General features: G+C 44.1%; 11 protein-coding genes and 2 tRNA genes. 7 read left to right on the forward strand and 6 right to left on the reverse strand.

Annotated elements, in window-relative coordinates:
• Positions 1 to 4: 4 nt before the first annotated feature.
• The gene (locus U0033_RS10785) at positions 5 to 2,014 is read right to left on the reverse strand and encodes an ATP-binding protein (protein WP_072356727.1); all 2,010 of its coding nucleotides are present in this window, start codon (positions 2,012 to 2,014) and stop codon (positions 5 to 7) included.
• A 192-nt stretch (positions 2,015 to 2,206) separates the two neighbouring features.
• Here U0033_RS10785 and U0033_RS10790 point away from each other — a divergent pair, with 192 nt between their 5' ends.
• From U0033_RS10790 to plsX, 3 genes are all read left to right on the forward strand, one after another.
• Positions 2,207 to 2,740 carry a YceD family protein gene (locus U0033_RS10790; protein ID WP_072356726.1) on the forward strand — a complete coding sequence of 178 codons (534 nt, stop codon included), beginning with the start codon at positions 2,207 to 2,209 and terminating at the stop codon, positions 2,738 to 2,740.
• Between the two features lie 65 nt (positions 2,741 to 2,805).
• The gene (gene rpmF, locus U0033_RS10795; RefSeq protein WP_072356725.1) at positions 2,806 to 3,000 is read left to right on the forward strand and encodes a 50S ribosomal protein L32; all 195 of its coding nucleotides are present in this window, start codon (positions 2,806 to 2,808) and stop codon (positions 2,998 to 3,000) included.
• Positions 3,001 to 3,042: 42 nt separating this feature from the next.
• Positions 3,043 to 3,984, forward strand: coding sequence for a phosphate acyltransferase PlsX (gene plsX, locus U0033_RS10800; RefSeq protein ID WP_072356724.1), 942 nt, complete (start codon positions 3,043 to 3,045; stop codon positions 3,982 to 3,984).
• A gap of 164 nt (positions 3,985 to 4,148) precedes the next feature.
• Here plsX and U0033_RS10805 read toward each other — a convergent pair whose 3' ends face one another.
• Positions 4,149 to 7,919 (reverse strand): sensor histidine kinase, encoded by a 3,771-nt coding sequence (locus U0033_RS10805; RefSeq protein ID WP_083571298.1) that lies wholly within the window; start codon positions 7,917 to 7,919, stop codon positions 4,149 to 4,151.
• Positions 7,913 to 8,674, reverse strand: a complete 762-nt coding sequence (mazG, locus tag U0033_RS10810) for a nucleoside triphosphate pyrophosphohydrolase (protein ID WP_072356722.1) — start codon at positions 8,672 to 8,674, stop codon at positions 7,913 to 7,915. The genes U0033_RS10805 and mazG overlap by 7 nt, the downstream gene beginning before the upstream one ends.
• Positions 8,675 to 8,950: 276 nt before the next feature.
• Here mazG and U0033_RS10815 point away from each other — a divergent pair, with 276 nt between their 5' ends.
• A complete protein-coding gene (locus U0033_RS10815) occupies positions 8,951 to 11,221 on the forward strand; it encodes a Tex family protein (protein ID WP_072356721.1) in 2,271 nt (756 codons plus the stop codon).
• A 67-nt stretch (positions 11,222 to 11,288) separates the two neighbouring features.
• Here U0033_RS10815 and U0033_RS10820 read toward each other — a convergent pair whose 3' ends face one another.
• The 3 genes from U0033_RS10820 to U0033_RS10830 all read right to left on the reverse strand — a co-directional run bounded on the left by U0033_RS10820 (position 11,289) and on the right by U0033_RS10830 (position 13,616).
• Positions 11,289 to 11,822 (reverse strand): hypothetical protein, encoded by a 534-nt coding sequence (locus U0033_RS10820; RefSeq protein WP_143150573.1) that lies wholly within the window; start codon positions 11,820 to 11,822, stop codon positions 11,289 to 11,291.
• Between the two features lie 19 nt (positions 11,823 to 11,841).
• Entirely contained in the window at positions 11,842 to 12,621 is a 780-nt protein-coding gene (locus U0033_RS10825; RefSeq protein WP_072356719.1) for an enoyl-CoA hydratase-related protein, read from the reverse strand.
• Positions 12,622 to 12,686: 65 nt separating this feature from the next.
• Complete coding sequence (locus U0033_RS10830) at positions 12,687 to 13,616, reverse strand: DUF3667 domain-containing protein (RefSeq protein WP_072356718.1); 930 nt, start codon at positions 13,614 to 13,616, stop codon at positions 12,687 to 12,689.
• Positions 13,617 to 13,761: 145 nt separating this feature from the next.
• Between U0033_RS10830 and U0033_RS10835 the strand changes: the two genes are divergently transcribed.
• From U0033_RS10835 to U0033_RS10845, 3 genes are all read left to right on the forward strand, one after another.
• Entirely contained in the window at positions 13,762 to 14,613 is an 852-nt protein-coding gene (locus U0033_RS10835; RefSeq protein WP_072356717.1) for an RHS repeat domain-containing protein, read from the forward strand.
• 198 nt (positions 14,614 to 14,811) lie between these two features.
• Positions 14,812 to 14,884, forward strand: a tRNA-Gly gene (locus U0033_RS10840).
• A 117-nt stretch (positions 14,885 to 15,001) separates the two neighbouring features.
• Positions 15,002 to 15,087: transfer RNA gene (locus tag U0033_RS10845), tRNA-Leu, on the forward strand.
• Positions 15,088 to 15,346 lie beyond the last annotated feature (259 nt).

Raw genomic sequence — 15,346 nt, forward strand, 5'->3', positions numbered from 1 at the left:
CTGATTACTGATAGATCTTCATTCTATCGTACTCGGCTTCAATGATCGGATAGAATTTTTCTACTTCTTCTGAAATATTTGCGAACAGCGCATCCACCTCTTCGGGAGGCAGGGATGTGTTTGTCGTCAATGTATTTTCCAGATTCTGCATACGGGCACTTATCCACGTGAGGCCTACCATGGAGAAATTGGGTTTTAGTTTATGCACCTGAAACTTTAGCTGTTCCCAATCCCTTGCATCGACCAAAGCCTGAATTTTCACCAGTTCTTCCCTGATCGTTTTCAAAAATATTTCAAACAGATCTGCAGCGTAAGAAATATTATTCTCATACAGGGTATTGAGATATTTTACATCCAGGTCCTTATGGAACTCAAATCCGGATATGTTGTTAGTTTCTTCCATTATAAGTTCAGTTTCATCTTCATTCAGGTATTTGTTCAATACCTGTAATAATTGATCAGGGGTATATGGTTTCGTTAGTATATCGGTAATACCTGCCTGCCTGGCCTGTGTAAAAGTACTTTCCATGGCGAGGGCAGTGGTGGCTACGAGCGGTGTAGCTACGTTTGGTTTATTTTCATCTTCCCTGATCATTTCAGCCAGTTCCAATCCATTCAGACCGGGAATCCGGATATCGATCAGTACCAGGTCGTACTGCCTTGAATTGAGAAAATACAGTGCATCAGGACCATTGGTAGCCAGCTGATGCTGTACGTTATATTTTTCCAGCAGACTGTTAATATAACGAAGGTTCATGGCATTATCCTCGATCACAAGTACACTTGATCCTGAAAAACTGGCCTGCCTGCGATGTGAACCGGCGCCTGGTGTAATAAGGGCAGACTTCCGGGTGTCGATGAAAGGCAGGTTAAACGAAAAACAGGTATTGTAGCCGGCTGATTGTTCAACACAAATCGTACCTCCCTGCAGCTCAACGAGTTGTTTGGAGATGGCCAGGCCCAGACCGGTGCCACCATATTTTTCCCTGATCTCCTGTTCCGCCTGTTTGTAATTTTTAAAGATCAGGTCCAGCTTATCATTGCTGATGCCGATGCCTGTATCACATACACGGAAGCGTACCCATACTTTATCGTCCTGCCAGCTTTCGGGGCTCACGCGGATGGAAATCTCCCCTTCCCGCGTAAACTTCTCTGCATTTCCTAACAGGTTCATGAGAATTTGGTTCAAAAGGGTATCATCTCCGACCAGGCGATTCTGGATCCGGGGATCGATGGTAGCAGAAATTTTTACAGGGCGCTGGCCCAGTTTGAGCTCAAAAGTGTGCCGGAGGGATTGTACCAGGGCCGTGAGATTAAATTCCCGCTGATTGACCTGGAACTCCCCCGCCTCGATCTTTGAGATATCGAGGATATCGGAAATAAGGCCGAGGAGAATATTGGAACTGTGTTTTAAAATATTGATATAGTCCTGCTGGCGGGCATCGAGGTTCGTTTCTTCGAGCAGGTGGGTCATACCAATGATGACGTTGAGGGGGGTACGGATCTCATGGCTCATGCTGGCCAGGAATTCCTTTTGTGCACCCCGGGCTTCCTCAGCCTGCTGCCTGGCCTGCTCAAGGGTAGCCTGCTGGAGTTGCCGGCGGGAAACATCGGTGACCTGCCACATACTGCCATTAAAAACTCCGTCGTGCCAGAGGGGGGTATAGTTGAGTTCGAAGATCCGGCCATCAGAAAACAGGAGTTCCTGTCCGAAGAAGGGATTTTTTTGTTTCAAAAGGTCTTCGACGGTATTGAGGAAAGCTTCGGGATTCCGGGCTCCGCGGGCCAGATGCCGGGCAATGGTGGCAAAGGGCATATCCGGAACCAAATCGATGTCATTTCCCGTATATTGTTGAAATACAGCATTTACCCATACCAATTGCTGCTCCGCATCGAGGAGTAAAATACCGGCATTAGTGTGCTGGAAATAGACGCTGATTGGCAGTGAAAATATATCCGGCGGTGAAATGCTTCGGGTAATGGGATGTTTTCTCGTACCTTTGATCCGGGCCATTGGTTATGAATGCAGGTGTACAGTGATGCGGATTTTATACAGCACGAATATAATAATTAATTAATTGGTTTTCACTAATCTAATCTGTACAATCCTGATATTCGGGCTACTGTGAAAAGGCTAATGTAGGAAATTTTTGCATTTGCAAATATTTGGTTACCTTTGCATCCCTCTAAAAGTGAGGATTTTATTATGAAACAACTCCGTCAATTTGAAATTGCCTTTGTGGGGCTCAAACCCGGAGAGCATACATTTGAATACCAAGTTACGGATAGTTTTTTTGAAAACTACGGGCCGCAGGACTTTAGCGATTGCAAAGCAACGGTAAAGCTTACTTTGGACAAGAAAAGTGATTTTTTCCTGTTAAAGTTTGAAATTGGCGGATCTGTAAGCGTAATTTGTGATCGTTGTGGGCAACCACTTAATCTTCAGCTCTGGGATGATTTTACCCAGGTGGTGAAGATGGTAGAGAATCCTGAGGAGATGGAAGGTGATGAGGATCCGGAAGTATCTTATATTTCGAGAACGGAATCGCACCTGAATGTCGGTGAATGGATTTATGAATTCATCAACCTGAGCATTCCTATGCAGAAGATACACCCGGATGTGGATGGCAAGAGCACATGTGATCCGAAGGTATTAGAGATGCTGGACCAGATGAACAAGCAATCTGGCGCTCAGGACAATCCAATTTGGAAAGACCTGGACAAATTCCGGAATAATTAAGCCGGTGATTTGAGGAAAAGATACTTATTGAAACATTAAACTAGGACAATTAAAAACTAAATACGATGCCAAATCCGAAACGCAGACATTCTCAGCAAAGATCAGCTAAGAGAAGGACGCATTACAAGGCCTTTGCGGATACTTTAAGCACAGATAGCGCAACTGGTGAAGTGCACCTGAGACATCGTGCTCACTGGGTAGAGAACAAACTGTACTACAGAGGAAAAGTTGTATTGGAAAAACAAAGCAGCGCTAAATAATTTTACTATTTTTACCCCGAGCAAAGACAAATTTAAACGTTCATGAGAATCGGGCTAGATATGATGGGCGGTGATTATGCCCCCGTCGAAGCAGTAAAAGGAGTAAAATTATTTTTAGATACTGTTGCAGCAGATGCACATCTGGTGCTGATTGGTGATGAGGCAGCTTTAGCGCCATTATTATCAGAAGCGCAGTTGGACCAATCAAAATATTCAGTTGTTCATTCATCTCAGGTAATTGGGATGAATGAACATCCTACCAAGGCGCTGAAGGAAAAGCAACATTCTTCTATCAGTATCGGGTTCCACCTGTTACAAAGCGGGAAGATTGATGCGTTTATCAGTGCAGGTAATACTGGCGCTATGATGGTTGGTACCTTCTATTCCATTAAGGCAATTGAAGGTGTTCAGCGACCAACAATATCTACACCTGTGCCAAGATTGGACGGCTCTATCGGGCTGTTACTCGACGTTGGTATCAATGCCGATTGTAAAGCTGAAAACCTGCTCCAATTTGCAATCCTTGGGTCTCTCTATTCCAAACATATCCTGAATATTGAAAATCCTACTGTAGGTCTGCTCAATATCGGAGAGGAGGAAGGTAAAGGTAATTTGCTGGCGCAAGCCACTTATCCTTTGCTGAAAGAACACAAAGAATTGAATTTCATTGGCAATGTGGAAGGTCGTGATGTACTGACCGGCAAGGCTGATGTCATTGTTTGTGAAGGTTTTACGGGAAATGTGATACTCAAGATGGCTGAGTCACTGCATGATATTGCAGTACAGCGGAATATTAATGATGAGTACATGGACCGTTTTAACTTCCAGAGCTATGGCGGTACTCCTGTATTAGGGGTATCTAAGCCTGTGATCATTGGTCATGGTATATCGAAAGATACTGCCTTTAAGAACATGATCGTGCTGGCCCAACAAATGATCGAAACGAAACTGCTGGAGAAGATCCGGGAGAGTTTTGTGAAATAATTTACATCCTATTAGAACTAAAAATTATTGATACCGGTCGTGAGGCCGGTATTTTTTTATTTTGGAGCTAACTAAAAAGTAAAATGGAGGCGCTGAGAATTGCGTAAAACCCATTTCGTCTCCATTATCCCCCGAGAGGAGGTACTCTTTTTAGTCAGCTCTATTTACTGTTTATTTGCTTCTATTGGCAACTTCACATAAAATGATGTACCCACTGTCAGCTGCGTCTCGAACCAGATCTCTCCCCTTGCCTGCTCCACAATATTCTTACACATCGCCAGACCTAAACCTGTTCCGGAATTCTTCGTCGTAAAGTTCGGCACAAAGATCTTTGACTGGATCTCCGGCGGTATACCATCCCCATTATCCGTCACACTCACCGTCACCCAACCCGGATCCAATTCTTCCATGTTAATAGTGATTAAGCCCTCTCTATCCTCTGGTATTGCCTGTATCGCATTCTGCAAAAGATTTGTAAACAAGCGGTTCATCTGTGTCTTGTCTGCAAACACATAAAATGCATGCCCCGGATGATTGAAAACGATCTGACTATGCTCATGACTTTGATACAACTCTTTCAATGAATGTAACACCTCGTTCAACATCAATACCTCGCTGTTCGCCTCCCCTATCCGCGCAAATGTCGAGAAATCAGATGCGATATTTGCCAGGTGCTCTATCTGCTCTACCAGTGTACGCGCTACATTGTGAGATAACTGTTTTACATTCGGCGCATCATTATCAATCGCCCGCTGCAAATACTGGATACTCAGTTTCATAGGTGTCAAAGGGTTCTTGATCTCATGCGCCACCTGTCTCGCCATCTCTCTCCACGCGCCTTCACGTTCGCTCTTCGCTAAGCGGGCGGCACTCACTTCCAGCTTCCGCACCATCTTATTATATTCCTTTACCAATGCTCCAATCTCATCATCCTTCTCCCATTCAATTTCATCATTCTGCTGCCCCAGGCTAACATGTCGCAAACGCTCTGTCACCAGGGAGAATGATTTCGTGATTGAATTCGTAATGAACAAGGCCAGTAAACCTGCTATCAAAAATATAAACGCATTGAAGTTGATCAGCGCCACCAGGAAGTTAGAGATCTGTTGATTTAACTCTGTCTGCGTAGCAAAATAAGGTACGTTCAGGTAAGCAAAGATCTCCCCGTTATTACGCAAAGGAGCATAGCCTGATAGATACCCCATCGAACCGATCTTCTCTTTCTGGATCCACTGTATCTTTTGCTGACGGCCCAGCTGCATATAAGCATCCGGATTTATTTTTCTTGACAACAAGCCTTTCTCCGTGATCAGTGGCTGCGTTGTCACCTGCAAATTACCATCCCTGTCATAAATATTAATATCCAGCGCCCGCTCATCTGCAATCTCCCCGATTGACTCCGATAAACTGGATTGGAAAATCGGATCATACAGGTCCTCCAGGTCATCGAACATCCGCTGGTTGGCAAAGACCTTCTCTACATCATGCGTTACCTCATTGATCGTATGACTTAAGCGCTCCTTATTCTCCCGTTCTGAACGATCTATAAAGAACAATACCGTGGTCAAACCCAGGATCACAAATGCAAATACTACGATGAAGATGATCGTACCTGTTACTTTTCTCCTGATATTAAAATTGACCAGTGATCTCAGGTTACTAATACGCATCCTCGCTTTCACCAACAGATCCAGGGCCCTGTAAATCGCAATGATCAGCAGGAACAAACAAAACATGTATGCAAAGAGCGTGATAAATTCTATAAAGCTCCTGATCTCTTTTGCTACAATCACCACTTTTTCTTTCGACGCCTTGTAATACATCAGCGAGTAACCACCCACCTTCCGTAAGGTCACTTCCTCATTCGGAACATCTGAATCATATAACTTAACGGGGAAAGCATAATCATTGTTATTGTTCACCAGCTGGCCCTTGTCATAGATAGCGTAAGAATAGGCAGCATTGGATTCCTTCTCCGGATCGTAGATATCACCAGACACCAGTAGTTCCGGATACAAACGCTGTGAGTTGATCACCACAGGCGTCAGCTCATACACCAGATAGCCGGCCTTCTCACCATTGCGATAAAAATCTTTCTGCCCTATATAACTGTAGTCATTAAATCCCCTGGTATTATAGTAGAGATCATTCCCGATCAGTTCTGACTCTACAATCATTTTCCGGCTCAGGCTATAGAATGAACTGGTGTCTCCACCATAGATCGGCATACCATTTTCATCGAAGGCATAGATATCCACTTTGAACCGGCCCAGGTATCCTTTGAAATACTTTTGTTTCAATTCATTCTCCAGTGTACTTTTCGGCATATTGCCGCCATTGTTCTGCTGGAAAAAGTATTGTAGCAACTCATCCTGTTCCATCTGCTTCGTTACATCTCTGAGCAGCATTTCGAGGTAGGGGTCTTTTTGCTTCGATAGTTCCCTCGCCATTCTCTCCCGCTGGCTTAGCTCCTTCTGATCATTGTAATATACCAGTACAGCAGATGTTGTGATCGTGAGCAAAAATAACCAGAACAGGAAAGGCACCGTCGCCAGGCTATTTTCAAACTTCACTGCCAGTACATCCAGCAGGATCACATAGATGATCAGCCATATTACCAGCGCGATGGAATAATAAATTTCAGGATTATGGATCCTGAACACTACCCAAACAACACCGACCATAGCCAGGAAAACATACTTGGTACGATGCCTGAAACTGGTCAGCTCATTGAGCAGTGAATTGACGATCTGTGAAAAGAAGAGAAAGCTAAATGCAATGAAACCTAATATGATGGCACCAATGATACTATATTCATTCAGACTGAAGGGGTTTGCAACGTCAAATGAAATACGGGAGTCGATCACAAGACTCTGAATCAGGTCTGATAAAAACTGCCCGACCACATACATCACATAGCTACTCAGAATGATCACCAGTCTTTGCTGCCATACGTTCTTCACGGGAGGCGCCTTGATGGACTTTACATGCTGTCTGAAGAACAGCAATAACCAGAAGGTCAACGATACGTTCAGCAAAAGGTCACCCAGGGAACGGAAGATCTCATCTTTCGCATAGATCAGCGGTGTAAAGATATTGAGCGTTCGCAGATTGAAGGGAAACGGATACAGGTAACTCAATAACCTGAATATGATGACAACGGCTGCCAGGAGGAGGAAGCCGTTCAGGGCACTCTTTTGCCTTGCCACCGTAGCGGCAAACAGGTTGATGAATATCAGCACACAGATACAGCCCATGACCCTGAGAATGACACTCAGCAGATTAGGGGGCTTTGTATCCATGGTTCTGTCATAATTCAGGTAAAAGAGGATCAGGTTCTGGCCGTTGAGCACCGGTATACCCGGGGCTTTGACATTGATGCTGTATTCCCGGCCCAGTGCTGGCTTGTCGTAGAAGTGATTGACGAGATAGTTATTAGAAAAACTATACTCCATCATAATTGGGATGACACCCACCATAAAACGTTCATGCCCTGCTTCAGGACTCAACACCCGCCGGCACAGCACTTCATAGTATCCGTTCTTTAGTTTTACGAAGTGGTTTCCATCTACCAGTGGTACCTGCCATTCTTCGGGCATGACCATATTGGTACTCCAGAATACCAGCCAGCGGCCTGCCTCGCTGCTATCGTAGGCAAATACATAAAAGTCTTTCGTATCCAGACTCTTTATTTCCTTCTCGTTATAGTTTCTTGAAAAAAGGTGGTTCAGCAGGAACTGGTCTTTGATTATTCTTTCAAAGGATGTTTCCCGCTGAGAGATACTTTTTTCCAGGCTACGCTTCACTCCCATGGGAGAGGAATAGTAAGACCAGTAGTTACTGAACAGGAAGGAAAAGGTAAACAGCCAGGCTGCTACGATCAGCAAGTAGCCGTGCCGGATGAAGAAAAGCCTTATTTCTTTAATGTCTAACATTTTTTCGCTTCGTTCCAGAGTTCATCCATTTCCCCCAGCGTCATTTCATCTAAAGATTTGCCTTTTTCGGCCGCTTTCTTTTCGATGTACTGGAAGCGGCTGATGAATTTCTTATTGGTGCGTTCCAGTGCATTTTCGGCATCTATTTTCAGGAACCGGGAGTAATTGACCAGGGAAAAGAGTACATCTCCAAATTCGTCTTCTATTTTGTCGGGATTGCCCGCCGTCACTACTTCCTGCAATTCCTGCACTTCTTCTTTTACTTTTTCCCATACCTGTTCCGTATTATCCCATTCAAAACCGACAGTTTTGGCTTTGGATTGCAGGCGCATGGCTTTTACCAATGCAGGCAGGGATTGCGGTACGCCACTGAGAACGGAGGTTTTGCCTTCTTTCAGTTTCAGCTTTTCCCAGTTTTGTTTTACCGTCTCTTCATCTTCAGCTTTTACATCGCCATAGATGTGCGGGTGGCGGGAAATGAGTTTTTCACAGATACCGTTGATCACATCGGTGATGGTAAACTGGCCTTGTTCAGACCCTATTTTGGCATAAAAAACGATATGGAGCAGCAGGTCACCCAGTTCTTCCTTTATGGATTTCCAGTCGGATGTGGTGATGGCATCTGCCAGTTCATATAATTCTTCAATAGATTGCTGACGCAGGGTGTGGATGGTTTGTTTTCTATCCCACGGGCATTTTTCCCTGAGATCATCCATGATACTGAGTAGCCGTTCGAAGGCCGCGTTATTTTCCATTTGTCAAATATAAGGAATATGTCTCCGCTGCTAAATTCGGGCCGAAATTTGAAAGTATCCAGTCTGTCGTCATAAAATAATTGGGTCGTGTTACAGTTTGAATCAGCTTTTTTTAATTCTACAATAGAAATCCTTTAACTGTAGGCGTTTAAGTAAGGCTTATTCCGGGATAGCATCAAACAATTCTACTGTTAATTTCTTTTTGTTGATGACAAAGGCATTTTCTTTACATTTGTCGGCCGGTTTAATAACCGTAAAAAGACTAATTTTCGTTTCATGAATACCAAACACATTGCACTTATTTCGTCTGAATTGGGCATTCCAGCCCGTTCGGCTGAGAATACCATGAATTTGCTGGCAGAAGGGTCTACCGTGCCCTTTATCAGTCGCTACCGTAAGGAAGTGACAGGCAGCCTTGATGAGGTGCAGATAGGCCGTATCGAAGACCTGCAGAAACGTTACAAGGAAATTGATGAACGTCGTGCGTTCATTATCAAAACCATTACAGATCAGGAGAAAATGACTCCGGAACTGCAGGACAAACTGGAAAATACCTGGGTACTGACAGAACTGGAAGATATCTATCTGCCATACAAGCCCAAACGTAAGACCAGGGCTACTGTGGCGATCGAAAAAGGCCTGGAACCGCTGGCCAAAATGTTGTTTGAGCAACAGGAAGGTGTACCACAAACCCTTGCTGAACAGTTCCTTAACGAGCAGGTAGCCTCTACGGATGAAGCCCTGAAAGGTGCCCGTGATATCATGGCAGAGTGGATCAACGAAAATGCTGAGCTGCGTGACAAAATGCGTAAGCTCTTCACCCATACGTCTGTATTAACCTCAAAAGTGGTCGAAGGCAAGGAAGAAGAAGGTAACAAATACAAGGATTACTTCGACTTTAATGAAGATTTCAGCAAAATCCCTTCTCACCGTGTGCTGGCAATTCTGCGTGGAGAGGCCGAAGGGTTCCTGTATGGCACTATTGCGCCTAACGAGGAAGAGGCAATTGAAATCATGGATAAACAATTCATTACCACTAAAAATGCGGCTGCAGAGCAGATAGGAAAGGCGATCACCGATTCTTACAAGCGTTTACTGCGCCCATCTCTGGAAAATGAATTCCGTGCACTGGCCAAGGAAAGAGCGGATCAGGAAGCCATCGAGGTATTTGCAGAGAACCTGCGTCAACTGTTGCTTGCCGCACCACTGGGTCCTAAAGCAGTGATTGCTATTGACCCGGGTTACAGAACCGGTTGTAAGGTGGTAGCACTGGATAACCAGGGTAATATGCTGGATAACGATGTTATTTATCCGCTGGAAAAGAATTATAAACGTGATGATGCGGAAGCCTTGCTGAAGAAATGGGCGGATCGCTATGATACTTCTGCTATCGCAGTGGGTAACGGTACCGCTGGCAGAGAGACAGAAGAATTTGTGAAGAAGATTGATTTTGGTAAAAAGATCAATGTATTCATGGTGAATGAAAGTGGTGCTTCAGTGTATTCTGCATCTGAGGTAGCACGTGAGGAATTCCCTGAATTTGATGTAACCGTACGTGGTGCTGTATCTATTGGCCGCAGGTTGATAGATCCGCTGGCAGAGCTGGTGAAGATCGATCCAAAAGCGATTGGTGTAGGTCAGTATCAGCATGATGTAAACCAGTCACAGTTGAAACAGAGCCTGGACAGGGTGGTGGTAAGCTGTGTGAACAATGTAGGTGTGAACCTGAATACGGCATCCAAGCATTTGCTGGCGTATGTATCTGGTTTAGGGCCTTCATTGGCGGACAACATTGTGAAATACCGTAAGGAAAATGGTGCATTCAGCAACCGTTCACAGTTAAGGAAAGTAACCCGTCTGGGAGAAAAGGCATTTGAACAGTGTGCGGGCTTCCTGCGCATTGAGAATGGTGATAACCCACTGGATAATTCAGCAGTACACCCTGAGCGTTATAAGCTGATTGAGAGTATGGCCAGCAAGCAAAATTGCACCGTACAGGATCTGATGGCGAAAGAAGATCTGCGTAAAACAATCAATCCGAAAGAATATGTAAGTGAAGAAGTTGGTTTACTGACTTTGGAAGACATCCTGAAAGAGTTGGATAAACCTAGTCGTGACCCACGCGATGAGATTGCGATCTTTGAATATGCGGAAGGCATTAAGACGATGGAAGACCTGAAAGTAGGTATGACATTGCCAGGTGTGGTAACTAATATTACTAACTTCGGTGCCTTTGTGGATGTAGGGGTGAAACAGGATGGACTGGTACATATTTCTCACCTGAGCAATAAGTATATCAGTAATCCGAATGAGGCAGTGAAGCTGAATCAGAAGGTGACTGTAACCGTGTTGGAGGTGGATCCGGGCCGTAAGCGTATATCATTGTCTATGAAGACGAATGAGCCTGCGCAGCAAGGTGGTAGTCAGAAAAGGGAGAACAGAGGAGAAAGAAGACCAGAGACCAGCAATAACAGCAAGAAAAGTGCACCTGCTCCATTGAATGATTTCCAGGCAAAGCTGGCAGAATTGAAGAAGAAGTTTAATTAATTTTTCTTTTGATAGAAAAGCCCATTCCTCAGCGGAATGGGCTTTTTCTTTTTATGACATTTTAAGTTCAATTTCCAAACTTCTCCTTCCACCTGATCAACTTTTCGGGATAGCCCGAATCCCGTGTTTCACTATACAGCTTTACAACCCCATTTACCGCCACACCAGCATATACCACATCACGCTTCATATCGATTGCGATCGCAGCTTCATCAGCCCCGCAATAGTGTTTACGGCAGCCCTGATTGTACAATACATCATTCTCCACTTCAATAGGAGGTGCGACATCGAACCGCTGACATAATACATTGTTCGCATTCCCTAACAAAGTTTTGAGCCGCGATCTGAGCGGTTCACGTTGCAGCATATCGGTTTCCGTGATATACTTGCCGTCATAGTGTTCAAAATGCTTCCAGGAGGTCACGACTACCGGTTCAATCGCGTCATTAATGGTTATCATCGTGTCTGTCTCTGGCGTTTCAATGTTGTCCTTTTTTTCCCTTGCATTATTCATTGAGGGTTCTTTGCATCCGATGATGCAGGCAGCCATCACGGTCATGGCTGTCACTTGTTTGGTAAATGTCATGATTTCATTGTTCACGGCTTGTCTATTGCCGCAATCATTTTCCTTTAAATACGGGTGTTCGTTTTTCTACGAAAGCCTGCATACCTTCTTTCTGATCTTCGGAGGCAAACAGGAGGTAGAAGTTTTTCCTTTCAAAATGTAAGCCTTCTTCCAGCGAGCTATCAAAGGCTTTCAGTACAGATTCTTTCGCCATGCGGACAGCGAGCGGACTCAGTGCTGCAATTTCGGTCGCCAACCTGATGGCTTCCTGCAAATATAATTCAACCGGAACGATGCGGTTAATTAGTCCTGCATTTAATGCTGCTGTTGCAGTAATAAATTTTCCGGTCAGCACCATCTCCATGGCAAGGGCTTTGCCTACGGCCCTGGTGAGCCGCTGTGTTCCTCCGGCTCCGGGCATTACGCCAATCTTGATTTCGGGTTGGCCGAAGCGGGCAGTTTCACTGGCAATGATCATATCGCATAGCATAACGAGTTCACAACCACCGCCTAAAGCGAAACCGCTTACTGCAGCAATCAACGGCTTCTTTGTTTTCTTTATTGTATCCCAGGTGCTGAACTGATCTATATTATACATGTCCATGGCACTTTTACCTGCCATTTGTTTAATATCAGCACCTGCCGCAAAAGCTTTCTCATTACCACTGATCACGATCACGCGTACACTATCATCTGCGTCCAGTGATTTTAATGCCTCTTTCAGCTCTGTCATTAACTGCAGATTGAGGGCATTGAGTTCTTTGGGGCGATTCAATTGGATGTGCGCAACATAAGGCGCAACTTGCTGGTGTATGATTATAAATTCTGGTTGCATCTTCTAATTTACGTTAAAAAGCGGTTCTCCCGCATCTACGCTTACATGTAACATTAAAAAACAAATCACATCCAAAGGCTGATGACTATTGCAAAACCAACATAAACCATCAAAAGGGAAAAACCATACACCAATACCAGTGAAAAGGCTTTCCAGAATGACTTGCCGCCATAGATTCTTTTTAAAGCCTGCATGAGGTAGATAAAGATCACCACAAGGCCAGCCAGTGAGATAAAATCTACATTAAATAACCAGTCGAGGATAGTGGTGAATAAATAGAAAATGAAAAAGAAGGTATGAAAATGCAGGGAGAAGATTGCGTGATCGGCATAGAACCATTTCTTTCTGCGCTGGTAGAACCATTTGAGGTAAAGGGCGAATAGCGGCAGCAAGACAAACATCATTTTAGGATAGTTGTGCTGAAATTGTTCATCGATTCCCTCCTCCCCTTTTTCCTTCCTTTCCTTTTGTTTGAAATACTGGTGAACTGCCTGTCTGGTAAAAATGCCGTCACGTTCACTTTCGGGCAGGACTTTCTGGGCCTCCTTGTATTCTTTTTCATTTTCGTACCTGTCCATTTTTTGCTTCCAGGCATCGGCAATGCTGTCAGCCTTATCGTTACCATCCAGGTTATAACTTTTGGCCATGACGACCTTTGGCTTGTCAGCACTCTCCTCCTGGCGGGTAAAGGCGAAGTACGCGAAGAAAAAGACGAAGGAAGTAAAAATGTAGAACTTGATCGGGTTCACGTACCGGACCCTTTTGCCGGCGATATATTCCTGGGTAAGGAAGCCCGGCCTGAACAGGAGGTACTTGAGAGTGATCAGTGTCTTTGAATCATAATGAATTACATCGGCAAAGAAGTGTTTGAACAGGTGGCCAAAACTTTCATGGGGAACGGTATTTTCCTGGCCGCAATGCGTACAGTAGCGTTCCGGAACTTCAGTGCCACAGTTGAGGCAGTTTTTTTCTGCCCTGATAGGTTGTGTTTCCAAATGGTTAAAGTGTTAGTGCTATAAATATAATTTTTTTTATCTGTTTTACGTTTTAGGGAAAGAAAACCAGAATGGGACCTGGATTTCAATAATTTACAAATCCTTTATGCGTAACATCCCCTAAATCATTATTTTTGCATTTAATATGTACACTAGAAAAACTTTATTTGCCATAGCCATATTTTTGGTACTATACACGGGGGCTCAGGCCCAGTTCTACTACCTGGATATTCTCAATACTAAGCAGACAGAGGAAAATCAGGCCAACTATAAAAACGCCAAGGTAGTGTCTCAGATAGTAGCCAGTTTTGACGCTGAAGGGCGAAAAACAGATTATGACTTCAGGAGTGAACGTGATTTCTCTGACAACTACCGGCAGCTGTTAACGGTAACGGCCTCAGTCGCTACAGGCCGTTCTATTATGCGGACTTACTTTAATAACAAAGGGCATCTGACCAAGATTATTGACAGTACCCGTAGTATCATTACTACGACCATTTACACCTACGACAAATACGATTCCTCGCACAATATCAAGGAGATCTACGTAAAAACAGAAGATCCCGGAAATAAGTACACGATATCCGAAACCAGGAGGTATGTGTATGATTCTCTGAACCGACCGACGAGAATGATCCATTTCCGTGGGGAAAAGCTGGGGGATTCCACGACGGTGAAGTTTGTGCTGGATAGTGCGGGACATGTGGTGGAAGAGCAGGAAACGGGCAAAGGAAAGATCTACTATAAATACAATGACCAGGGATTGCTGACGGATATTTATCGTTACTACCCTTCCAAACAGAAGATGTTGCCTGATTATGTGTTTGACTATGATGCAAAGAACAGGATTGGAGCAACGACGACCGTGAATGCGCAAACCAGGGATTATGTCATTTATAGAAATACGTATAATGAGATGAACCTGTTAGAAGGGCAGGATGTGTATGGCAAGCAGAAAGTACAGGTGGGCGTGGTCAGGTATAAATATAAATTTTAAAGATTTTTAGAAAAGGCTGCGACATCGCAGTCTTTTTTTTTACTTTAATACTTTGCTGGGAGCGGTTTCGAGAGGACGAGAGACAAATTTCAAAAAATAAGGATAAGATTTTTTTGTTTTTATAAAACAAATCCTATCTTTGCAATCCCAACGAAAAAACAACAGGTTGTTTCTGAGGGAAATAAAGTTCTTTAACAAGCGGAAGTAGCTCATTTGGTAGAGCACGACCTTGCCAAGGTCGGGGTGGCCGGTTCGAGCCCGGTCTTCCGCTCCCTAAACAAAGTTCCAAATTGCTTGCAGTTTGGATTTTTTTTTGAGGATACCCGGGTGTTAGAATTGGTAGACACACGGGATTTAAAATCCTCTACATATTTGACTTAAAAAATTTGCCCTGGTGGTGGAATTGGTAGACACGAGGGACTTAAAATCCCTTGGAACGCAAGTTTCGTGCAGGTTCAACTCCTGTCCGGGGCACAAAAGGTCACTCTTAATGAGTGGCCTTTTTTTTATGTCATTTTCAAAATATTCAAGCAACGTCGCCTCGACACAGATCCGTAGGATTACCATAGATTGCCCCAATGCTCCATCTCTATAATCTCGATTATGAAGAATACGGCTCCCAGTTATTATAAAGTGTAGCATAAACTACACCAGGCATTACAAGACTGGAGTAATAATATAATCGTGCCATTGCGCAGAACAAAAATCAATATAGAGACTACAAACACTTACC

The organism is Chitinophaga sancti (genome assembly GCF_034424315.1).
GTDB lineage: Bacteria > Bacteroidota > Bacteroidia > Chitinophagales > Chitinophagaceae > Chitinophaga > Chitinophaga sancti.